The following is a 19843-nucleotide window of genomic DNA, read 5'->3' on the forward strand; positions in this document are numbered from 1 at the left end:
AGCCGCTCCGTGTACACAGAACCTTGGTGAGAGCTCCCCCTCATCCGCCGCCGCCGGCGTATCCCCTGCCTTTAGACTCCCTCCAGTGACAGGCTGCGGCCCGAGGGGCAAGATGGGGTCGGCCGTCCGAAAGATGCTGTAGGTCAGGGAGGAAGCGTCGTCGTGAGCAGCAGGCCATCCCGAGGCGCTGCTCGCCTCGCAGCCATACTCGACGCGCTGCCTGACGGGCTCGTCCTTGTCAACTGCAATGGCACGGTCGTCAACGCCAACACCATCTCCCTCGAGATGTTCGAGACCCCCGGCACGGCACTCGTCGGGCGCGGGCTGCTCGATCTGCTGCCGTCCTTCGACTCGAAACTCATCCCCGGCTCGATGCGGCGGCCCGACGCCGCCGACGAGCGGGGCCGTACCAAGCCGACCCGGATGGTGGCGCGGCGCACCGACGGCAGCGAGTTCCCCGTCGAGGTGACCAGCGCCAGCCTGGAGGACGGCCGCGAGGCGTACGACTCGTACAGCGGCGGCAGCGGCGCCGGAAGCAGCTACACCGGCGACGAACTGCTCATGCTCGTCGTGCGCGATCTGTCCGGCACGGTGGACACCGAGGCCGAACTCGCCCGCTCCCAGCGGCAGACCGAGATGATCCTGCGCGCCGCCGCCGAAGGTGTCGTCGGTACGGACACCGACGGGCGCGTCGTCCTCGTCAACCCGGCCGCCGCGCAGATCCTCGGGTTCCGCGCCAGCGACCTCGGCGGCAAGGAACTGCACCCGCTGATCCTGCACTCGCGTGCGGACGGCGAGCCGTTCCCGTACGACGAGTCGCCGCTCGCCGACACGCTCAGGTCCGGGCGCAAGCACCGGGTCCGCGGGCAGGTGCTGTGGGCGAAGAACGGCGAGGAAGTGCCCGTCGATCTGACGACCGCGCCGGTCCGGGACGGGGAACAGCTGGTCGGAGCGGTGATGACCTTCACCGACCGGCGGCCGTACGAGGACATGGCGGAGCGGCACGCCGCGGAGATCTCCGAGCGGGACGAGAAGTACGCCACCGACATCGCCGAGCGTGACGAGAAGTACGCGACGGACATGGCCGCGCGTGACGAGAAGTACGCCACCGACCTGGCGGAACGCGACGAGCGGCACGCCGCGGAGATCGCGGACAGGACGGAACGCCACGCGGCGGAGATCGAGGAGCGGGACGAGCGGGAGTCCGCCCTGGCGGCCCGGCACAGCCAGCTGGCCGCCGTGCTCGGCGACTCGCTGCGCGGACCGCTGGACGAGCTGCGTGGTGAGCTGGGCAAGCTGGCCGCCGACCCGGCCGGTCAGCTGTGGCCGGAGGCCAACCAGATCCTGCACCACCTGGCCGCGGGCTATGCCCGGATGACCACACTGGTCGACAACGTCCTCGGCTTCCAGCGGCTGGACTCCGGCGCGGAGGAGCTGCGCAAGGGCGTCGTCCTGCTCGACTCGGTCGTGGCGGCCGGTGTCGAGGGCGCGGTCGAGCTGATCGGTCCCGGCCGGGCCCAGTTCGCGGTGCACGCTCCGCCGATAGAGGCGGAGGTCGACGGTGGGCGGCTGGCGACGGCCCTGGCCCATCTGATCGCGGATGTCGCGGGCGTCGACTCGACGGGCAAGGCCCGGGTCGTGCCGGGCGCCGGATACGTCGACTCGACGATCGTGGTCGCGGCGGCACAGCGCGGCGACGTCGTACGGATCGAGGTACGCGGGCCGTACGCCGGGGGCGACCCGGTGCACGAGCCGATCGTCCGCGGGATCGTGACCGCCCACGGCGGCGTGCTGCAGACGCACGAGGTGCCGGGGATGAGCGGCAGCGCGTACGTGCTGGAGGTGCCGCTCGGCGACGGGGCGGGAACGGTGACGCCTCCGGCTGTCCCGGCGGAGCTGGAGACCGCCCCCGCGCAGGCCACGTCCGGCGGCGGGCGGCGGCGGGCGCGGCGGGCCTCCACGGACGCGTTCCTGGAGAGCCCCGTCGAACCGGAGCAGCCGTCCGGCGAACCCTCCGGCCGGCGCCGGGCCCGTACGAACACGGACACGGAGGCGCAGGCCCCGGCGAACACGGGCGGCACGGACGGGGGCGCCGGCACCGGCGCCGGCAGCGGTGGCACGGGCCGTCGTCGTGGCCGTCCGAGCCCCGCGGAGGCGGAGATGCCCGCTCTGCCGGCGCAGGGTGGCTCGGTCGTCACCGCCGCGGAGGCGGGAGCGGGCCGTCCGGCGCTGGGCGACACGGTCCCGCCGCAGGGAGTCGGCCCGGAAGTAAACGATCAGCCGGGCACCGGCCGCCGCGCCCGCCGCGGCCAGGCCGCGCTTCCCGCGCTGCCTTCGGCCGCTTCGGCCCCGACGGCTGCCCCGACTGCTCTTGCCGCTCCGGCCGCTCCTGCCGCTTCGGTGACCGACGCCTCCGTGAACGGTTCCGGCTCCGCCGGCCGGCGCACCGGGCAGGGCGGTGATGTGGGCGCCGCGGCGCTGGAGCCCGCCGGTACCGGTGCGCAGCAGAGTGGGCGACGGGCGCGGCGCGCGCTCTCGACCACCCAGGAACGGCTCAGGCCCGCCGAGGAGGCGCGGAGCGCCTTCGCGCTGCCGCCCGCCGAGGCCGACCGCGTCCCGGCGCCCGCCCCGGCTCCGGCCGCCCCTGCTCCGGTCCCGGCCGCGATCGAGGGTGACGACGGCCGCCACGACGCCGTTCACGCCGAACCGGACGCCGACCACACCCCGCCGCAGCCCCATCCCGTGGCGACCGGGCGCCGGCGTGCCCGCCCGGCCGCGGGCGAGACCTCCGGGCAGGCTCTCGGCACGATGAACCCTGCGACTCCGGCCCCGGCCCCGGCCCCGGTCGCGCCCGAGGCCGGCGACACCGGGTCCGTGCCGCTGCCGCCCGCCGTCCCCGCCGCCGCACAGGCCGAACCCCGCCGGGCCGCGCAGCCGCTTCCGCCCGCGCAGCCGCTTCCGGCCGAGGCACCGGCAGCAACCCCTGCGCCGGCACCGGCACCGGCACCGGCACCGGCACCGGACGCGGTCGACCCCGACGCGTCACAGGGCAAGGCGTTCAGCGTGCGCACGCTCGGCCAAGGCGTGCCGTTCGCGCAGCAGATCGCCCAGCAGCAGAACCGGCAGCCGGCGGCGCAGAACCAGACCCTCGGCTCCGGTCGCCGCCGCAAGCTGGGAACGCCCCCGGCCGGGGAGCGCGGCGAGCTTCAGGTGCCGGAGACGGCCGCGCGGCCGTCTCCGCAGCCCGCGCCCGCCCCTGCCCCCGCGCAGCCGCACCAGCGGCTCGCCGCTCCCACCGAGGGCCGTTCGTACGCGATCGGCGCCCCGGACGAGGGCGCGGAGGGGCCCGAGCCGCTCGACGGCCCCGGTGGTGCCGTCGAGGTGGCGAACCGGCCCGCGCATCTGCCCATGGACGACGAACTGCCCCCGGAGCCGCTGGACAATCCGCGCCGGCTGCTCGTCTGGCCCGCGCCGGACGTCGCCACGCAGCAGGCGCTGAGCGACCGCGGCTACCGGCCGGTGATCGTGCACTCGCGCGAGGAGGTGGACGCGCAGATCGCCGCGTTCCCGGCCGCGCTCTTCGTCGACCCGCTGACCGGGCCCATCACCCGTACCGCGCTGCAGTCGCTCCGCCAGGCCGCGGTGGCGGCCGAGGTCCCGGTGCTGCTCGCCGCCGGTCTGGGGCAGGCGACGCGCGAGGCGGCGTACGGTGCCGACCCCGCCGTCCTGCTGAAGGCACTGGCGCCGCGCGACAGCGAGCAGCACCCGTCCCGGGTGCTGCTGATCGAGGAGCACGACGACATCGCGGCCGCGCTGAGGGCGACGCTGGAGCGGCGCGGGATGCAGGTCGCACGGGCCGCGGCTGACGCGGAAGCCGTGACGCTCGCCCAGCAGATGCGGCCGAACCTGGTGGTGATGGACCTGATGCAGGTACGCCGCCGGCGTGCCGGGATCATCGACTGGCTGCGGGCGAACGGGCAGTTGAACCGCACCCCGCTCGTCGTCTACACATCGGCCGGCCTCGACCAGGCGGAACTGCCCAAGCTGTCGTCGGGCGAGACCGTCCTCTTCCTGGCGGAGCGCTCCACGAACGCCGAGGTACAGGACCGGATCGTGGATCTGCTCGCGAAGATCGGCACGAACTAGCCGGGGCCGACGGGCACCGGGCCCGACGGGCGGCACGGCACGGCCCGGTACGCGTCACGCGCACCGGGCCCGGAACACCGCCGCCGGAGCACCGCCGGTTCAGATCACCGGCGGTTCAGAACACCGTGGATCCGTAACGCCGCCCGCCACTAGCGGACTTCGGTGACCTCCAGCTCGCCGTCCGCGTACTGCCGGCGGATCACCTTCTTGTCGAACTTCCCGACGCTCGTCTTCGGCACCGACGGGATGATCGCCCAGCGCTCCGGCAGCTGCCACTTCGCGATCTTCCCGGCGAGGAAGTCCTTCAGCGACGCGTAGTCCGCGGTCGAGCCGTCCCTCAGCACCACCGTCGCCAGCGGCCGCTCGCCCCACTTGTCGTCCGGTACGGCGACGACGGCGGCCTCGGCCACCTCCGGGTGCGCCATCAGCGCGTTCTCCAGCTCCACGGAGGAGATCCACTCACCGCCGGACTTGATCACGTCCTTGGCCCGGTCGGTGAGCGTCAGGAAGCCGTCGGAGCCGATGACGCCGACGTCACCCGTCTTCAGCCAGCCGTCCTCGCTGAACTTGTCCTCCGGCTTGAGGGGCTCGCCCGCCGCGCCGCCGTAGTACGCGCCGGCGATCCACGGGCCGCGCACCTCCAGCTCGCCGGCGGACTCGCCGTCCCACGGCAGGAACTCGCCACCGGGTCCGCGCAGCCTCGCCTCGACACCGGCCGGGAAACGGCCCTGGGTGAGCCGGTACGCGAACTCCGCCTCCGTGCCCACCGCATGGGCCGGCGGCCGGGCCACCGTGCCCAGGGGCGAGGTCTCCGTCATGCCCCAGGCGTGGCAGACGCGCATGCCCAGCGAGTCGAACGCCTCCATGAGCGACGGCGGGCAGGCCGAGCCACCGATGGTGACCTGCGTGAGCGAACTCACATCGCGCGGCTTGGTCATCAGCTCGGCGAGGAGGCCCTGCCAGATGGTGGGGACGGCCGCCGCATGCGTCGGACGCTCGCTCTCGATCATCTCGGCGAGCGGGGCCGGCTGGAGGAAACGGTCCGGCATCAGCATGTTCACACCGCTCATGAGCACCGCGTGGGGCAGGCCCCAGGCGTTCACATGGAACTGCGGGACGACGACGAGGCTGGTGTCGGCGTCCGTCAGACCCATCGACTGCGCCATGTTGACCTGCATGGAGTGCAGATAGATCGAGCGGTGCGAGTAGACGACGCCCTTGGGGTCGCCGGTGGTCCCGGAGGTGTAGCACATGGAGGCGGCCGTACGCTCGTCCAGCTCCGGCCAGTCGTACGTGGCCGGCTTCCCGGCGAGCAGCTCCTCGTACTCGTGCACCTGGGCCCGCGCGCCCTCCAGCACCGACCGGTCACCGGGGCCCGAGACCACGACGTGCTCGACCGTCGGAAGATGCGGGAGCAGCGGCGCGAGCAGCGGAAGCAGCGAGCCGTTGACGATCACGACCCGGTCGGCGGCGTGGTTGACGATGAACACCAGCTGCTCGACGGGCAGTCGCAGATTGAGCGTGTGCAGGACCGCGCCCATACAGGGGATCGCGAAGTACGCCTCGACGTGCTCGGCGTTGTTCCACATCAGGGTCGCGACCCGCTCGTCCCCGGTGACTCCGAGGTCGTCGCGCAGGGCGTGCGCCAACTGGGCCGTGCGCTCGCCGATCTCTCGGTAGCTGCGGCGCTGCGGCTCGCTCTCGCCGGTCCATGTGGTGACCTGTGAACTCCCGTGGATCGTCATCCCGTGCTTCAGGATGCGGGTCACGGTCAGTGGTACGTCCTGCATGGTGCTCAGCACGGCGTCCTCCCGGTGGGCGCGCAGCTCTTAAGGGTGTGCCGATTCTGCGCACGTACCGCGCGGTATGTCACTACCCCCGGGTAAGAAAGCTCAGCGCACCGGCGAGAGTTCCGGGTCCTCCCGGAGCTTGCCGAGCGCCCGGGACACCGCGCTCTTGACCGTGCCGACGGAGACCCCGAGCACCTCGGCGGTCTGGGCTTCGCTGAGGTCCTCGTAGTACCTCAGGACGACCATCGCCCGCTGCCGGTCCGGGAGTTTCATCACGGCACGCCACATCGCGTCGTGCAGCACCTGCTGCTCGGCCGGGTCGGGCTGGGGAACCCCGGAGGGCTCGGGCAGGTCCTCGCACGCGAACTCGTCCACCTTGCGTTTGCGCCACTGCGACGTACGGGTGTTGAGCAGCGCGCGGCGGACGTATCCGTCGAGGGCACGGTGGTCCTCGATGCGCTCCCAGGCGACATAGGTCTTGGTGAGCGCGGTCTGCAGCAGGTCCTCGGCGTCGTTCGGGTTGGCGGTGAGGGAGCGGGCGGTGCGCAGCAGCACGGGCCCCCGCGCCCGTACATACGACGAGAACGACGGGTAGGAGGTCGGCGGCACGGCGGCCGTGGAGGCGGTCGTGCAGACTGGCGTGGTCATGGCTCCACGCTAGGAGCGGGGCCCGCCACGGGGATCGGCCCCAGGTCCCGAAAGCGGATCCGCCTCAGGTTGTAGGGGTGAAGCGGGCCCGACCTCCTTTGGGTGGAGGAGGTATCAGCTCCGCCTCAGGGTCGGCGACCGCCCTCACACCCGCGTGCAACGTCGTCCGCGCCGCCACGCCTCGACCGTCCGCGCCGTGTTCCTCAACCGTGCGCACCGGCTCCTCAACCGTCCGCGCCGAGGATCAGCGCCGAGGTCGGGACGCCCGTGCCGGCCGTGACCAGGGTCCGGGCGGCGCCTGATATCTGGTTCACGGAGGTGCCGCGCACCTGTCTGACCGCTTCCGCGATGCCGTTCATACCGTGCAGATACGCCTCTCCCAGCTGGCCTCCATGGGTGTTGAGGGGGAGGGCGTCCGCGGCCACGAAGTCCGCCGCTTCGCCCGGCCCGCAGAAGCCGAACTCCTCCAGCTGCATCAGCACAAAAGGCGTGAAGTGGTCATAGAGGATGCCCACGTCGATGTCACCGGGGGTCAGCCCGGAGGTCCGCCAGAGCTGCCGCGCGACCACGCCCATCTCCGGGAGTCCGGTGAGATCGTCGCGGTAGTAGCTGGTCATCTGCTCCTGCGCCCGGCCCGCGCCCTGGGCCGCGGCGACGATCACGGCGGGTGGTCGCGGCAGGTCCCGGGCCCGCTCGACGGAGGTCACGACGAGGGCCTGGCCGCCATCGGTCTCCTGGCAGCAGTCGAGCAGACGCAGCGGCTCGACGATCCACCGGGAGGCAGCGTGATCGGCGAGGGTGATCGGCTTCCCGTGGAAGTACGCCGCGGGGTTACGGGCGGCATGGCGCCGGTCCGTCACGGCGACATGTCCGAACGCCTCGGGGGTGAGCCCGTAGGTGTGGAGATAGCGCTGGGCCGCCATGGCCACCCAGGAGGCGGGGGTCAGCAGCCCGAAGGGAAGGTTCCAGCCGAGCGCCGCACCCTCCGCCGACGGCTCCCGGTGCTGAACGCCCGAGCCGAATCTGCGCCCCGACCGTTCGTTGAACGCGCGGTAGCAGACGACGACTTCGGCGACTCCGGTGGCCACCGCGAGAGCGGCCTGCTGGACGGTGGCACAGGCCGCGCCGCCGCCGTAGTGGATACGGGAGAAGAACGACAGCTCGCCGATGCCGGCCGCCTGGGCGACGGTGATCTCGGGGCTGGTGTCCATGGTGAAGGTGACCATGCCGTCCACGTCGGCGGGGGAGAGGCCCGCGTCGTCGAGGGCGGCCCGGACCGCTTCCACGGCCAGTTTCAGCTCGCTGCGCCCGGAGTCCTTGGAGAACTCGGTGGCCCCGATGCCGACGACCGCGGCCCGGCCGCCGAGCGTGTCCGCCCTGCGCACACTCATGATCCCGCCTCCCGGGGCAGGCTCACCGTCACCGTGCCGGTCACGTGGTTGCCCATGCCGTTGGCGCCGATGACGCGGACCAGGGCGGTGTCGCCCTCGACCTCGGTGATCGTGCCCGTCAACGTCATCGTGTCGCCGGGGTGGTTGGGGGCACCCAGCCGTATCGCGACCTTGCGGAGCACGGCCGTCGGGCCGAAGTGGTCGGTGATGAACCGCCCGACCAGGCCGTTCGTCGTGAGGATGTTCATGAAGATGTCCGGAGAGCCCTTCTCCTTCGCGAGCTCGGCATCGTGGTGCACGTCCTGGTAGTCCCGTGAGGCGATGGCCCCGGCGACGATCAGCGTGCGGGTGATGGGGATGGTGAGCGGGGGCAGCTCGTCGCCTGCCTTCATGCCGCCTCCTCAGCGAGCAAGGATCCGAGTTCGTCGAGCAGTTGGGCGCCGCTGCCCAGATACGCGTCGAGCTGGCGGCCCCACAGGAAGTGCCGGTGGACGGGGTGCTCCAGGTCGGCGCCTATACCGCCGTGCAGATGCTGGCCGGTGTGGACGACCCTTCTGCCCGCCTCGGACGCCCACCATCCGGCGGTCAGCGCATGCGTCACGCATGGCAGCCCTTCGTCGAAGCGCCATGCCGCCTCGTACACGGTGACCCGGATCGCCTCGGTGTCCATATGGGCGTCGGCCGCACGGAGTTGGACGGCTTGCCGGGTGGAGAGGGGCCGCCCGAACTGCTCCCGCACCGATGTGTGGTCGACGGCCCTGGCGAGCGCCCCCGCGCACACCCCGGCCTGCAGTCCGGCGAAGGCGATACGGGCGGCGACGAGCACATCCTCATAAGCCCCGCCCGCAACGGCCCTGTCAGCAGCCGCCCTCTCAGTGGCGGCCGTGCCGTCGACGGACCCGGCCGCACTCCGCCCGTCCGTGGCGCCCCTGTCGCCGAGCCGCTCCCCCCGTGTGCCGTCCAGGACGAGCCGGCCCGCCGCCCAGGGGGCCGTGGTCTCCACGGGGACGGTCTCCGCCTCCGCCGCCCGCACCAACCAGAGATTCCGCTCGGCGTCCGGCACCAGGACGTGGGTGGCGTCCCGCAGCCAGGGCACCCACCCGGCCGTTCCGCTCAGCCGGCCGGCACCGTCGGCCCGTATCGACCCATGGCCCAGGAACGCGCCGGTCACCACGGCCGTACCGTCCCGCAGGGCCGGCAGCAGCCGGGCCCGCTGCTCCTTCGTGCCGTGCCGGTCCACCGCCAGCAGCCCGTACACACAGCTCACCGCGAGCGGCACCTGCGCGGTCGTGCGGCCCTGCTCCTCCAGCAGCAGCACCAGACCGAGGAGTCCGATCTCCTCCAGCGCTCCGGTCAGCCCGGCCGCGCACAGCGCCTTCCACAGCTCGGCGTCCGTCCCGGTCCCGGCGGCGGCCAGGCGCTCATGCGTGGACAGATCACCGAAGATCCGCGCGGCGAGGTCACGGGCCGCCGCCTGCTCCTCCGTGGGCGTGAAGTCCATGTCAGCCCACGCTCTCTTCCACGGCCCGGAACACCGGCTCCTCCACGGCCCGGAACACCGGCAGCTCCAGCTCCTCGTCGACCCGCAGGAACTCCAGCCGGACGGGCATCCCGATCCGCACCTTGTCGTACGGCACGCCGACGACATTGCTGACCATCCGCACGCCCTCGGCCAGTTCGATCAGCCCCACCGCGTACGGCCCGGCAGTGTCAGCGGCACCGTCGGACACGGCGAAGGCGGGGAAGGAGGGGTGGTGCATCACCACATACGAGTAGACGCTTCCCTCGCCGACCGCCTCGACCGTGTCCCACTCAGGCGAGCCGCACGCCACGCACCCCGGCAGCCAGGGCAGCCGCAGCTCCCCGCATGCCCCGCAGCGCTGGATCAGCAGTCTGTGCTCGGCGACCCCGTCCCAGAATCCGGCGTTGTCGCGGTTGATCACCGGACGGGGCCGCCGCGGCCGCGGCTTCCGCGCAGCGGCCGGTGCGTACTTGAGGATGCGGAAGCGGTGCGTGCCCGCCAGCTCGCCGTCCGCCAGGATGTCCATCCTCGTCGTGACGAAGTGCCCCGTCCCCAGCCTGGTCGTCTTGCGTGGCGACACCGATTCGATCACCGAGTCGTAGGTGATCCGGTCGCCCGGTCGCAGCGGTCGCAGGTACTCCTGCTCGCAGTCGGTCGCCACCACCGAGGTGAACCCGGCGCCGTCGAGCAGGGCGGACAGTTCGTCGTACGCTCCCGAGCGATCGGAGTGCCCCGAGAGGCCGCCCATCGTCCACGCCTGGAGCATCGTCGGCGGGGCGATGGCGTCCGGCCCTCGGTACGCCGGGTTCGCATCCCCCATCGCCTCGCACCAGTGCCTGATCATCGGCTCGTTGACGAGGTCCTTGCCGGTGCCGGCGATGTCCGCCGCCCGCACCCCTTCATACGCCCTGAGCAGCTCATACAGCTCGTCCGCGCTCGCCGCTGCGGCACCCGACGCCTCCGCGCTCACCGCTTCCCCCTCCTCATGCCGAGTCGCATCGTCGCGACGATCTCCCGCTGCACCTCGCTCACACCGCCCCCGAAGGTGTTGATCTGTGCCGCACGGTTCATCCGCTCCAGCTCGCCGTCCCCCACGGCACCCGGCGAACCGGCCCTCACCAGCCCTGCCTCCCCCGTGATTTCCTGGCACATTCGATACACCTCGACGGCCGATTCGGTTCCCATGAACTTCACGCCGCTCGCGTCGCCCGGGGCCAGCCGGCCGGCCCCCACATCGCCCACCAAACGCCAGTTGAGCAGGCGCGTTGCCGCGAGCCGGGCATGCACTTCGGCGATCCTCGATCGCACCCACGGCTCGTCAACCGGACGCGTACCCGTCACCGGATCGAGGGTGCGGGCCCGCTCCAGCGCCGCCGCCGCGAAGTCCTCGGCCTGCATGCCGATCGCGGCGAGCGCGACCCGCTCATGGTTGAGCTGGCTGGTGATCAGCCCCCAGCCACCGTTCTCCTCGCCGACCAGATGCGACCCGGGGACCCGTATCCCGTCGTAGTAGGTCGCGGTCGTCGTCAGCCCGCCGACCGTCTCGATCGGCGTCCACGAGAAGCCGGGCGCGTCGGTCGGCACGAGGATGATCGAGATGCCCTGGTGCTTGGGCGCCTGCGGATCCGTACGGCAGGCGAGCCAGATCCAGTCGGCGTTCTGGGCGTTGGAGGTGAAGACCTTCTGCCCGTCGACGAGCCAGTTCGCGCCGTCCCGCACCGCCTTCGTACGGAGCGAGGCGAGATCGGTACCGGCCTCGGGCTCGCTGTACCCGATCGCGAAGACGGCCTCGCCGCTCAGGATCCGCGGCAGGAAGAAGGCCTTCTGGTCATCGGTCCCGTACCTCATCAGGGTCGGGCCGACCGTGTTCAGCGTGACCATGGAAACGGGCGCACCGGCGCGGTACGCCTCGTCGAGGAAGACGAACTGCTCGTCCGCGCCGCGCCCCTGGCCTCCGTACTCGACGGGCCAGCCGAGGCCGAGCATCCCGTCCGCGCCGATGCGCCGCAGCAGTGTGCGCTGCTCCGCGGCGTCCTCGGCGGCCGGTGGTCCGTACGGCATCAGGTCACGGAAGTACGAACGGAGTTCGGCGCGCAGCCGCTGCTGGCGCGCCGTCGGGGCGAGGTGCACGGCGGCGGCCTCCCGGAACGGCACAGGGGTGAGGATTTCTGACTGTCCGTCAGATGCGACACCCCTGTCAAGGTCATGAGCACACCCGGGCGCCGGGGAGGGCGCGACCGGCACCGGCACCGACACCGGGAAAGGCGCATCCGGGGCTGGCAGGGAAACGGGAACGGCCTGCGCGACCGGTGCCGGAGCACCTTCACGCAGGCCGTTGTTCACCCCTCACGTCACCCAGGACCCCCGACGGGCCGCGCGCTTACCAGAGCGGAAGGAAGGTGATCGCGATGTTCTCGTTCGACTGGTCGATCGCCGTGAACGCCGATCCGTTCACATTGGCGGTGTTGTTCTGGTTGGACGCCCCGGCGCCGGTGGCCACCTGCTGGGTGGTCGTCGAGTTGCCGAGGTTGTGGCCGCCCACGCCGCTGCCGCTGATCGTGGCCACGGACGCGTTCGATCCGTCGCCCGCGAAGGCACCGTTGTCGGCGTGCGCCACACCGGTGAAGAGGGCGGCGGCGAAGGGCAGCGCGGCAACGGCGGCCAGAGTGCGGGCGGTACGGATGCTTGCCATGTCAATTCCTCCAGGAATGGCGAGTACACCGGAGGTGCACCGGAGAAAGGCACACCGGGAAGTTCGAAACTACGGCTGAAATCAGGGTGGTTGGCCGACCACCTCGATCGTTCCTCACGACGTCGCGAGTCCAGAGTTGCCCACGAATCCCTGGCGAACCACCCCGGAGATGCCGATTCCCTCTCAAGCGTGAGGACATGTCGATAAACCCCCTTCACGCCCTCAGACGCGCAGCTCAGCCGCCGTACGACCGCGAAACCCCCGCCCCCCCAGGAGGAAAAGCGTTCCGCCACATTTTCGGCCAATCCCTCCCTCTTCCCTTACTCGAACAAACGTACGAACATAGAGCCATGGCCACCACCGACCGGCACAGTGCCACCCTGGCCCTCGCCCACGCTCTCTCCGCCGCCGAGCGCGGGCTCCCCGTGATCCCCCTGTCCCCCACGAAGCTCCCCGCCCTGCCCTCACCCCACCGCCACGACCCGGAGCCGGCCCACTGCCGCGGCGAGTGCGGGCTCCTCGGGCACGGCGTGTACGACGCCGCATCCGACCCCGTCGCCGTACGCGCGCTCTTCGCCGCCGCGCCCTGGGCCACCGGGTACGGCATCGCCTGCGGCCGGCCGCCCCACCATCTGATCGGCATCGATCTCGACACCAAGACCGCCGCGACGGGCGGCACGGACTCGGTCGCGGCCCTGCGGCAGCTGGCACTCCAGCATCTGTTCACGGTCCCCGAGACGGTCACCGTGATCACGCCGAGCGGAGGCCGCCATCTGTGGCTGGCCGGCCCGCCGGACGTCGTCGTACCGAACTCGGCCAGCCGTCTGGCCCCCGGGATCGACGTCCGGGGAGCGGGCGGCTACCTCGTCGGCCCCGGGTCGGTCTCGGCACACGGCGCGTACCGGCTCGCACCCGGCTCGGCGGAACTCGCCCCCGCACCGTGTCCCAGCGCCCTGCTGCGACTGATCGCGCCCCCCGCGCGCCCCCACCACCCCGCACCCGCCAGAGCCCCGCGCGGCCAGGGCCTGGTCCAGTTCGTGCTCGCCGCCCATGAGGGGCAGCGCAACACACGGTTGTTCTGGGCGGCCTGCCGGGCCTACGAGAACGGCATCGGCGAAGCCCTCGCGGACGCCCTGACGGACGCCGCCGTACGTACCGGCCTGACCGAACGCGAGGCACGCGCCACGATCGCGTCGGCGGCACGGCTCACGGGACGGTGAAGTGTTTTCACGGGCCGGTGAGTGTTCTCGCGGGCCGGTGACGGCTTTCACGGGCCGATCGCACCCCGCCGGCCCAGTCCCAGCCCCGCCCGAGGCCCCGTACTCCCCGCCCCCTCACACGCTCGGCCATCACGAACGTCACGCTGATCAGCAGCGCCCAGGCCCCGAACTTCGCGACCGACACCGGCTGCCAGCCGTCCAGCTGGTCCGGATAGCTCCACGCGCCGGCGTACGTCGCCGCGTTCTCGGCGACCCAGAGGAAGAACCCGATCAGGACGAAGGCGAGCGCGAGCGGCATGCGGTAATGCCGCTCGCCGACGGTGTAGCGCACCCACGTCCCGGCGGTCGCGCACAGCATCGCCACCGCGAGCACCCATCGGGCGTCCGGCAGCCAGTGATGGCTGAAGAAGTTGACGTAGACCGCACCGGCGAGCCAGGCCATCACGGAGGGCCGGTAGCCGCTCAGCCGCAGATCGAGCAGCTCCCAGGAACGACAGACATAACTCCCCACCGCCGCGTAGAGAAACCCGCCGTACAACGGGACGCCCGCGACCTTCGTCACGGCGTCCTCCGGGTAACTCCACGACCCGAGCCGCACCTTGACCAGCTCGAAGAGCAGACCGACGAGATGGCACCCCGCGATCACCACGGTGTCCCGCGCACTGTCCCAGCCCACCCAGCGCGCGACGACGGCCAGCCCGATCCCGTACAGCAGCACCAGGTCGTAGCGCGCGAGGGGCAGCTCCGGCAGCAGGCCCGACACCGCGATCCCGCCGACCAGCGCGACCGCGAAGGCGCAGCAGCGTGCCTGCAGCAACCCGAAGCGGACGAGCTGACGTACCCCCTCGTAGATCTTTCCCATGCCCTGTAGACGCCAGGTACGCATCGAGCGGTTGTACGAGGCGGCGGGCTCTCTCCAGCCTCTCTCCAGCCTTCTCTCCAGCCCTGGCGTCCCGGTGACATGCCTCACAGAAGAATCACGGGAATCGAGGGCAACTGCCCGGCTTGGGCACTTTCACCCACCCTGTGGGCCGACGTCCCCCGCCCTGCTCACCGGACAACGTGCTTCCTTCCCGCAGGGAGCGGTCATACGATCACCCCCACCAGTCGCGCTGCGTGAGGGAACCGCGGCGGCTGTCCTGTGCTTTCAGGCCTCAGAACTCGAACCCGTCGAACCCGTCGAACCCATCGAACCCATCGAACCCTCGAAGTCGAGTCCTCGAACTCAGGCCTCGGACCCCGGAAAAGGTGCTCGTGACAATCCGCCGCATTCTGGCAACGGCCGTCGCCGCTGCCGTGACCACGCCTGCCGTGCTGCTCTGCGCCACCCCCGCGCTCGCCGACGCCAAGCCCGCCACCTCGGCCACCTCGGCCACCGCGGAGGCCGGGCGGGCGCACGCCGACAAGCTGCGGGCCGACACACGGGCGGACAAGGTGCGCTCGGGCCGGGACGCCGGCAGGCAGCGGGCCGGCACGCCCTCCATCGAGGAGTTGGAGAAGGCCGCCGCACAGGCACAGAAGGCGTACGACGCCGCCGTGGCCGCCGAGAACACCGCGCGCGAGGCCATGGAAGCCGCCCTCTCGAAGGACTCGCCCCTCGCCGTCGCGGAGCGGGCCGCCGCGAAGGACGCGGCCGACGCCGCCATCGCCAGGACGAACGCCGACAAGACCCTCGCGGACGCCGAGGCCGCGCTCGCCGCGCTGCCCGAGACCGCCACCGCTGAGGAGCGGGCCGCTGCGGAGAAGGCGGTGGCGGACGCCAAGACCGCCGCCCAGGCCGCCGCCACCGCCAAGATCGCGGCGGACGAGAAGGCGGCGAAGGCCGTAACGGCCCTGAACGACGCCCGCGTCGCCTCGGTGCAGGAGTGGTCCAAGGCCAACCAGGCCCTGAAGGACGCGAAGAAGGCGAAGGAGGCGGCCGAGAAGGCGCTCGCCGACGCCCTCGAGGTGGAGCCCGTCCCCTGCGACGCCGAGAACAGGCTCACCACGACCCTCACCGGCCTGCCCGCCAAGGTCGTCGCCGGTTCGACCGTCGACCTCAAGCTTCGCGTGACCAACGGCACCGACCGGACCCTGGACGAGGTCTGGCCGTACGTCTACTTCCACGGGGTCGAAAAGGGCGGCTACGAGCCCATCGACGACTACATGCACCTGCAGTGGTCCTCTGCCGTACAGGACTGGACGGACGCCGGCGAGGACTACACCGCCGGTGTCGTCACCTCCCTGAAGGCCGGTGGCCACGCGGAGATCAAGCTGCGCCTGAAGGTCGACGCCGAGGCGCCCGCCGCCGCCGGCGTGGCCTTCATCGCGGCCGACTACCTCAACAACGACGGCTCCTGCGGCGGTTCCCCCGACGTGGACGCGTACGACTTCGAGGTCGCCGCCGCCGGCAGCAGCCCCGCCCCGTCCGCCACGTCCGGCACGGCGGGCGGCACGGGAACGCAGACGCAGACCACCTCCACCCAGCCGCTGAGCACCACGACCGGCACCCTCGCCAGCACCGGCTCCTCCTCGGCCCTGCCTCAGCTGGCCGGAGCGGCAGGCGCGGCCATGGCTCTCGGCGCCGGCGCGGTCATCCTCGTGCGCCGCCGGCAGACGCCCGCCGTGGTTTCGGCAGGCTCTGCGGGTTCCCCGGGATCCGCTTCCTGACCTCCGCACACGCCATCGGCGTGGAGAGGGCGTCCCCGGCTCCGGGGGCGCCCTTCTCCTGTCCTGCGGCGCAGCGGCCCGTCGAACGATCCCGACCGCCACCGGACAGACGCACCGGACAGACGCACCGGCCAGATGTCGCCTACTGGTGGCCGAAGACGGTGTCGGGCCGCGTCTGCCGTTCCCCGTCGACGATGACGTCGACGAACTCGTCGTAGAACGCCACCAGGTCCTTGATGACACCGACGGCCGGCAGCGGATCCGGGTAGCTCCAGGCGATGCCGGGCCGCACATCGCCGCCGCCCGCCCATGACCAGTACTCGGTGGCCACACCCTTGTACGGGCAGCGGGTGCGCGTGTCGGTCGGGGTGAAGAGTTCGAGGCGTACGTCCTCGCGCGGAAAGTAGTAGCGGACCGGAAGGCCCGTCTCGAACAGCAGCACCGGCGTCCGCGTGTCCGCGACGACCGTGCCCTCGATCTCGACCTGGACGTGGCGGGAGCTGGGCAGCGCGTCCACGCGCTTGTGGGGATCACGAGGATGCACGAAGACCTCCTCGTCCTCCTCGTACCAGTGGTCGAGCACCTCGTGTCCGAACCAGGCGAAGCACACGTATCCGGCCAGCTCCTCGCCGGGACATTCCCAGGCGGCCGTCCGGACGATCTCGTCGCCGATCACGAGGTCGTAGTAGACCGTCGCTCCTCCGTGACGCCGCGAGGCGGGGCGTTCGAACCTCCGCAGCAGGTCCATCCGTACGTCCTCGACGGGAAAGGCGTACAGCGGCACGGGACGTCCCGGTTCCCACAGCAGAACGGCACGGTGGCTGTCGACGACGGTGACGTCGCCCTTCGTCCCTCGCACCCAGCGGTCACTGGGCTCCCAGACGACGCTGTCGGCCGGATCCGGTCCGCGCCGGACCACCGGCACCGTTTCCGGGGTTTCACCTGGTGTGGTCATGACCCTCTCCTCGGGCTGTTCCGACGGGCTTCACCGCTTCCACAGCCATCACTAACCCCTCGGCAGCCGTTCACGAACGTCCTGACCGGAAAAGGGACGGCATGCGCTCCGCCGTCGCCCGATCCGTCGGGCAGGGCCGACGTGAAACGGCCTCCGTTACGGAACCGTCGTCTTCTCCCGTGCAACTCCCTCCTCCCCTGCACCGTCTACCAGGCGGAACTCGCACCTCGCGCAGAAGGAGTCGACAGCCGTGGGGGACATTCGCCGACGAATAGTCGTCGCACTCGGGACCACCGCCCTGGTGGCCCCGCTCACTCTGGCCCTCGGGACCACGCCCGCCCAGGCCGCTTCGTGCACGACGCAGACCGGGGCGTACCAGAAGCAGGTCGAGAAGTTCCTCGGCCGCCCGGTGGACGGGAAGCAGTCGGCGGCCGACTGCAAGGCGATCCAGGCATTCCAGACGAAGCACTCGATCAGCCCGAACGCCGGGCTGGCGGGTCCCATCACCTGGGGCGTCATGGATCTCATGAACAAGCAGAAGGCGGTCGGGAAGAACCCGAACAAGGCCGGCAAGTGCCCGACGAACAAGGGCCGGATCGCCTGCGTCGACCTGACGCTCCAGCTCAGCTGGATCCAGGACGGCAGCAAGCTGGTTTACGGACCGGTCGCGGTACGCACCGGGCGGGACGGGCACGAGACCCGCACCGGCCTGAAGAAGATCTCCTGGCGCCACATCGACCACGTGTCCAGCCTGTACAACGTGCCGATGCCGTACAGCCAGTTCTTCGACGGCGGCCAGGCCTTCCACTCCGTCGGCATCAGCGTCTGGGCACCGCCCGGCTCCCACGGCTGCGTCAACATGACCAAGACCGACGCCGCCAAGTACTGGAGCCTGCTGCGCAACGGCGACGACGTCTTCGTCCACGGCCGCAAGCCCGGCACCTGAGACCCGCGCTCCGACGCCTCGCGTGCGGTCCCGCGAGGCGTCGGCCTGCCCGTGGATGGCCACGTTTCACAACGCGATGGTGGCCGCCTTCGGCTCCGGCATGGCCCTCACCCTGACGGGCGTCGGCCTGATCGTGCTATGCGGCCGGGACGCGCTGCTCGACCGCGTCTCGCGTTCCTCGCTCCTGCACACCTGGACCCCGAGGATCCCCCTCTTCGCCGCCTCGGCGGTGGTGGCCGGAGGCGTGGTGGCTTCGGCACTCGCGGCGGGACAGATCCTGGCGTCGTAGGTCGTCGGGTGAGACACCTGACGACCACAGAGGGCCCGGCTCCGGACAGGAGCCGGGCCCTCTGGCTTGTCGGCGACCGCGGTCTCGCCGGTCGGGGTGAGGCCGTAAGCCGAAACCTTGAGCAACTTCTGAGGCGGAATCATGGCCTCCCTCACATTGGTTGCGATGGCCTCATGATCGGATTGGCAACGACCAAGCGGGCGCAGTCCCCCTGGGCAGTTGACCTGGGGCGGGGGAAGCTGTGCCCGGACAACTAGATACGGAGCATTACGCACATGACCAGTGCCATCTCCACCAAGCAGCCGCGTCGAGCGTTCCGCGGCACCAGCGCGATGTTCGTCGCCGCAGTGACCGCCGGCGCCCTCTTCGCCACCGTTGCCGGCGCCAACGCGTCAGAGTCCTCCGCGCACCAGACCGAGGTCAGCGTCGCGGCGTCGGCGGACGAATCGGGGTTCACGCCTGCGGAGCAGGCTCAGGGTGCGGCGATCGCGAAGGGCATAGCCGAACTCGGCGTGACCGAGGACCAGTTCGCCTCGGCCCTTGAGGTCGTTCTCTCCCGACCGACTCCCGACTCCGAAGCCATGCAGTCCCGTCTGGCTGCCCTGCCTGCCGAGCCGACCGCGCAGCAGATCGTGGAGGCGGCGTACCCGAACGACAGCGCAGCACAGGCCGCGCTGGCGCCTCTGTTCGCCAACGAAGAGGTGCGCCACACCCTCCTGGCCCAGATCACGGGTGGGAAGAAGAACCACAAGATGGCCGCCGCCGACTGGTGGGACGAGACGAAGTTCATCGTCAAGTGCAGCGCCGCCATCGCCGCTGTGCTGATCTCGTTCGCACCGGCCGGTTCCAGCATCAAGGTGGTGCGGGCCGTCGCGCTGTTCAAGCGCTACGGCGCGAAGAAGACGGCGAACATCATCTGGCGTTTCGTGAACGGCAAGAGGGTCGGCTCGGCGGAGCGCGAGGCAGTGAAGGCGTTCATCGGCATTTCCGCCATCTCCGCAGCATGCAGCCGGTAAGGAAGATGTCATGACGATCGAGCATGTGGCTGTGATCGCCCTGGTGGTGGAGGTGACGATCATGGTGCTGGCACGCTTCGGCACCGAGCGGCGTCACTGGATCCACCACAAGCGTGGCGGCCCCGCCCCGCTGAAGAAGGACGACATCACGGATGTCCCTGTGGTGTTGTATGCGCTCGCTGCCGTGGCCGTAGCGGTCGGCGCGGTGACGACCCACGTCGAGCTGACGCTGTCGGCCGTCGGCACGTTCGCCTTGTTCGGCATTCTCCTTCCGGCCTTCGCCGCCAACTCCGTCATGGTGCTGGCCACACGAGGCCGTCCTGGCTCGGTCGCCCGCTGGCAGCAGAGCATCGCCTGGGCGGTGGCCGTCGGCGGCGGCATGGCATCCGCCGGCCTCGTCAGCTGACAAAGTCCGCGCGGAAACACGGGTCTTGGAAGCGGCCGACGCACTGGTCGTGAACCACGACGGCGCCACCCTCACCTCATGCCGGGGAGGGTGGCGCCTTCACGTTGTTCTCGAGATATGCGGCCGGACTGCCGGAACGACGCGGTACAGCAATCGACTTCAGACAACGGTGA

General features: G+C 71.2%; 17 protein-coding genes. 7 read left to right on the forward strand and 10 right to left on the reverse strand.

The genetic code is table 11. From position 1 onward, the window contains the following. Nucleotides 1-162 precede the first annotated feature (162 nt). The gene (locus tag OG766_RS17135) at nt 163-4146 is read left to right on the forward strand and encodes a PAS domain-containing protein (protein ID WP_328725705.1); all 3984 of its coding nucleotides are present in this window, start codon (nt 163-165) and stop codon (nt 4144-4146) included. 149 nt (nt 4147-4295) lie between these two features. On the opposite strand, the gene OG766_RS17140 is transcribed toward OG766_RS17135, so the two are convergent. The 8 genes from OG766_RS17140 to OG766_RS17175 all read right to left on the reverse strand — a co-directional run bounded on the left by OG766_RS17140 (nt 4296) and on the right by OG766_RS17175 (nt 12189). Beyond that, a complete protein-coding gene (locus OG766_RS17140) occupies nt 4296-5948 on the reverse strand; it encodes a long-chain fatty acid--CoA ligase (RefSeq protein WP_266380026.1) in 1653 nt (550 codons plus the stop codon). Nucleotides 5949-6038: 90 nt separating this feature from the next. Then, the gene (locus OG766_RS17145; RefSeq protein ID WP_266380028.1) at nt 6039-6584 is read right to left on the reverse strand and encodes a SigE family RNA polymerase sigma factor; all 546 of its coding nucleotides are present in this window, start codon (nt 6582-6584) and stop codon (nt 6039-6041) included. Between the two features lie 224 nt (nt 6585-6808). Beyond that, the gene (locus OG766_RS17150; protein ID WP_266380030.1) at nt 6809-7975 is read right to left on the reverse strand and encodes a lipid-transfer protein; all 1167 of its coding nucleotides are present in this window, start codon (nt 7973-7975) and stop codon (nt 6809-6811) included. After that, the gene (locus OG766_RS17155) at nt 7972-8367 is read right to left on the reverse strand and encodes a MaoC family dehydratase (protein ID WP_266380033.1); all 396 of its coding nucleotides are present in this window, start codon (nt 8365-8367) and stop codon (nt 7972-7974) included. Before OG766_RS17155 ends, OG766_RS17150 begins: the two co-directional genes overlap by 4 nt. Beyond that, nucleotides 8364-9476 (reverse strand): acyl-CoA dehydrogenase family protein, encoded by a 1113-nt coding sequence (locus tag OG766_RS17160; RefSeq protein WP_328725706.1) that lies wholly within the window; start codon nt 9474-9476, stop codon nt 8364-8366. The genes OG766_RS17155 and OG766_RS17160 overlap by 4 nt, the downstream gene beginning before the upstream one ends. A gap of 1 nt (nt 9477) precedes the next feature. Further along, the gene (locus OG766_RS17165; RefSeq protein WP_328725707.1) at nt 9478-10467 is read right to left on the reverse strand and encodes a bifunctional MaoC family dehydratase N-terminal/OB-fold nucleic acid binding domain-containing protein; all 990 of its coding nucleotides are present in this window, start codon (nt 10465-10467) and stop codon (nt 9478-9480) included. Then, entirely contained in the window at nt 10464-11627 is a 1164-nt protein-coding gene (locus OG766_RS17170) for an acyl-CoA dehydrogenase family protein (RefSeq protein WP_328727488.1), read from the reverse strand. Before OG766_RS17170 ends, OG766_RS17165 begins: the two co-directional genes overlap by 4 nt. Nucleotides 11628-11877: 250 nt before the next feature. Beyond that, nucleotides 11878-12189 (reverse strand): hypothetical protein, encoded by a 312-nt coding sequence (locus OG766_RS17175; protein ID WP_266380042.1) that lies wholly within the window; start codon nt 12187-12189, stop codon nt 11878-11880. A 350-nt stretch (nt 12190-12539) separates the two neighbouring features. Between OG766_RS17175 and OG766_RS17180 the strand changes: the two genes are divergently transcribed. Continuing rightward, complete coding sequence (locus OG766_RS17180) at nt 12540-13409, forward strand: bifunctional DNA primase/polymerase (protein ID WP_266380045.1); 870 nt, start codon at nt 12540-12542, stop codon at nt 13407-13409. A 7-nt stretch (nt 13410-13416) separates the two neighbouring features. On the opposite strand, the gene OG766_RS17185 is transcribed toward OG766_RS17180, so the two are convergent. Beyond that, nucleotides 13417-14295: a DUF817 domain-containing protein gene (locus tag OG766_RS17185; protein ID WP_328725708.1), complete on the reverse strand. Its 879-nt coding sequence runs from the start codon at nt 14293-14295 to the stop codon at nt 13417-13419. Between the two features lie 368 nt (nt 14296-14663). Here OG766_RS17185 and OG766_RS17190 point away from each other — a divergent pair, with 368 nt between their 5' ends. Next, nucleotides 14664-16058: an LAETG motif-containing sortase-dependent surface protein gene (locus OG766_RS17190; RefSeq protein ID WP_328725709.1), complete on the forward strand. Its 1395-nt coding sequence runs from the start codon at nt 14664-14666 to the stop codon at nt 16056-16058. 142 nt (nt 16059-16200) lie between these two features. Here OG766_RS17190 and OG766_RS17195 read toward each other — a convergent pair whose 3' ends face one another. Next, a complete protein-coding gene (locus tag OG766_RS17195) occupies nt 16201-17013 on the reverse strand; it encodes a DUF427 domain-containing protein (RefSeq protein ID WP_266380050.1) in 813 nt (270 codons plus the stop codon). 250 nt (nt 17014-17263) lie between these two features. On the opposite strand from OG766_RS17195, the gene OG766_RS17200 reads away from it, so the two are divergent. The 4 genes from OG766_RS17200 to OG766_RS17215 all read left to right on the forward strand — a co-directional run bounded on the left by OG766_RS17200 (nt 17264) and on the right by OG766_RS17215 (nt 19670). After that, the gene (locus OG766_RS17200) at nt 17264-17959 is read left to right on the forward strand and encodes a L,D-transpeptidase (protein ID WP_266380053.1); all 696 of its coding nucleotides are present in this window, start codon (nt 17264-17266) and stop codon (nt 17957-17959) included. A gap of 55 nt (nt 17960-18014) precedes the next feature. After that, on the forward strand, nt 18015-18248 hold the full coding sequence (locus tag OG766_RS17205) for a hypothetical protein (protein WP_266380055.1): 234 nt from the start codon (nt 18015-18017) through the stop codon (nt 18246-18248). Between the two features lie 275 nt (nt 18249-18523). Continuing rightward, nucleotides 18524-19264: a hypothetical protein gene (locus OG766_RS17210; protein WP_266380058.1), complete on the forward strand. Its 741-nt coding sequence runs from the start codon at nt 18524-18526 to the stop codon at nt 19262-19264. A gap of 10 nt (nt 19265-19274) precedes the next feature. Beyond that, nucleotides 19275-19670 (forward strand): hypothetical protein, encoded by a 396-nt coding sequence (locus OG766_RS17215; protein WP_266380061.1) that lies wholly within the window; start codon nt 19275-19277, stop codon nt 19668-19670. Nucleotides 19671-19843 lie beyond the last annotated feature (173 nt).

The sequence above is a fragment of the Streptomyces sp. NBC_00259 genome (assembly GCF_036181745.1).
Taxonomy (GTDB): domain Bacteria; phylum Actinomycetota; class Actinomycetes; order Streptomycetales; family Streptomycetaceae; genus Streptomyces; species Streptomyces pratisoli.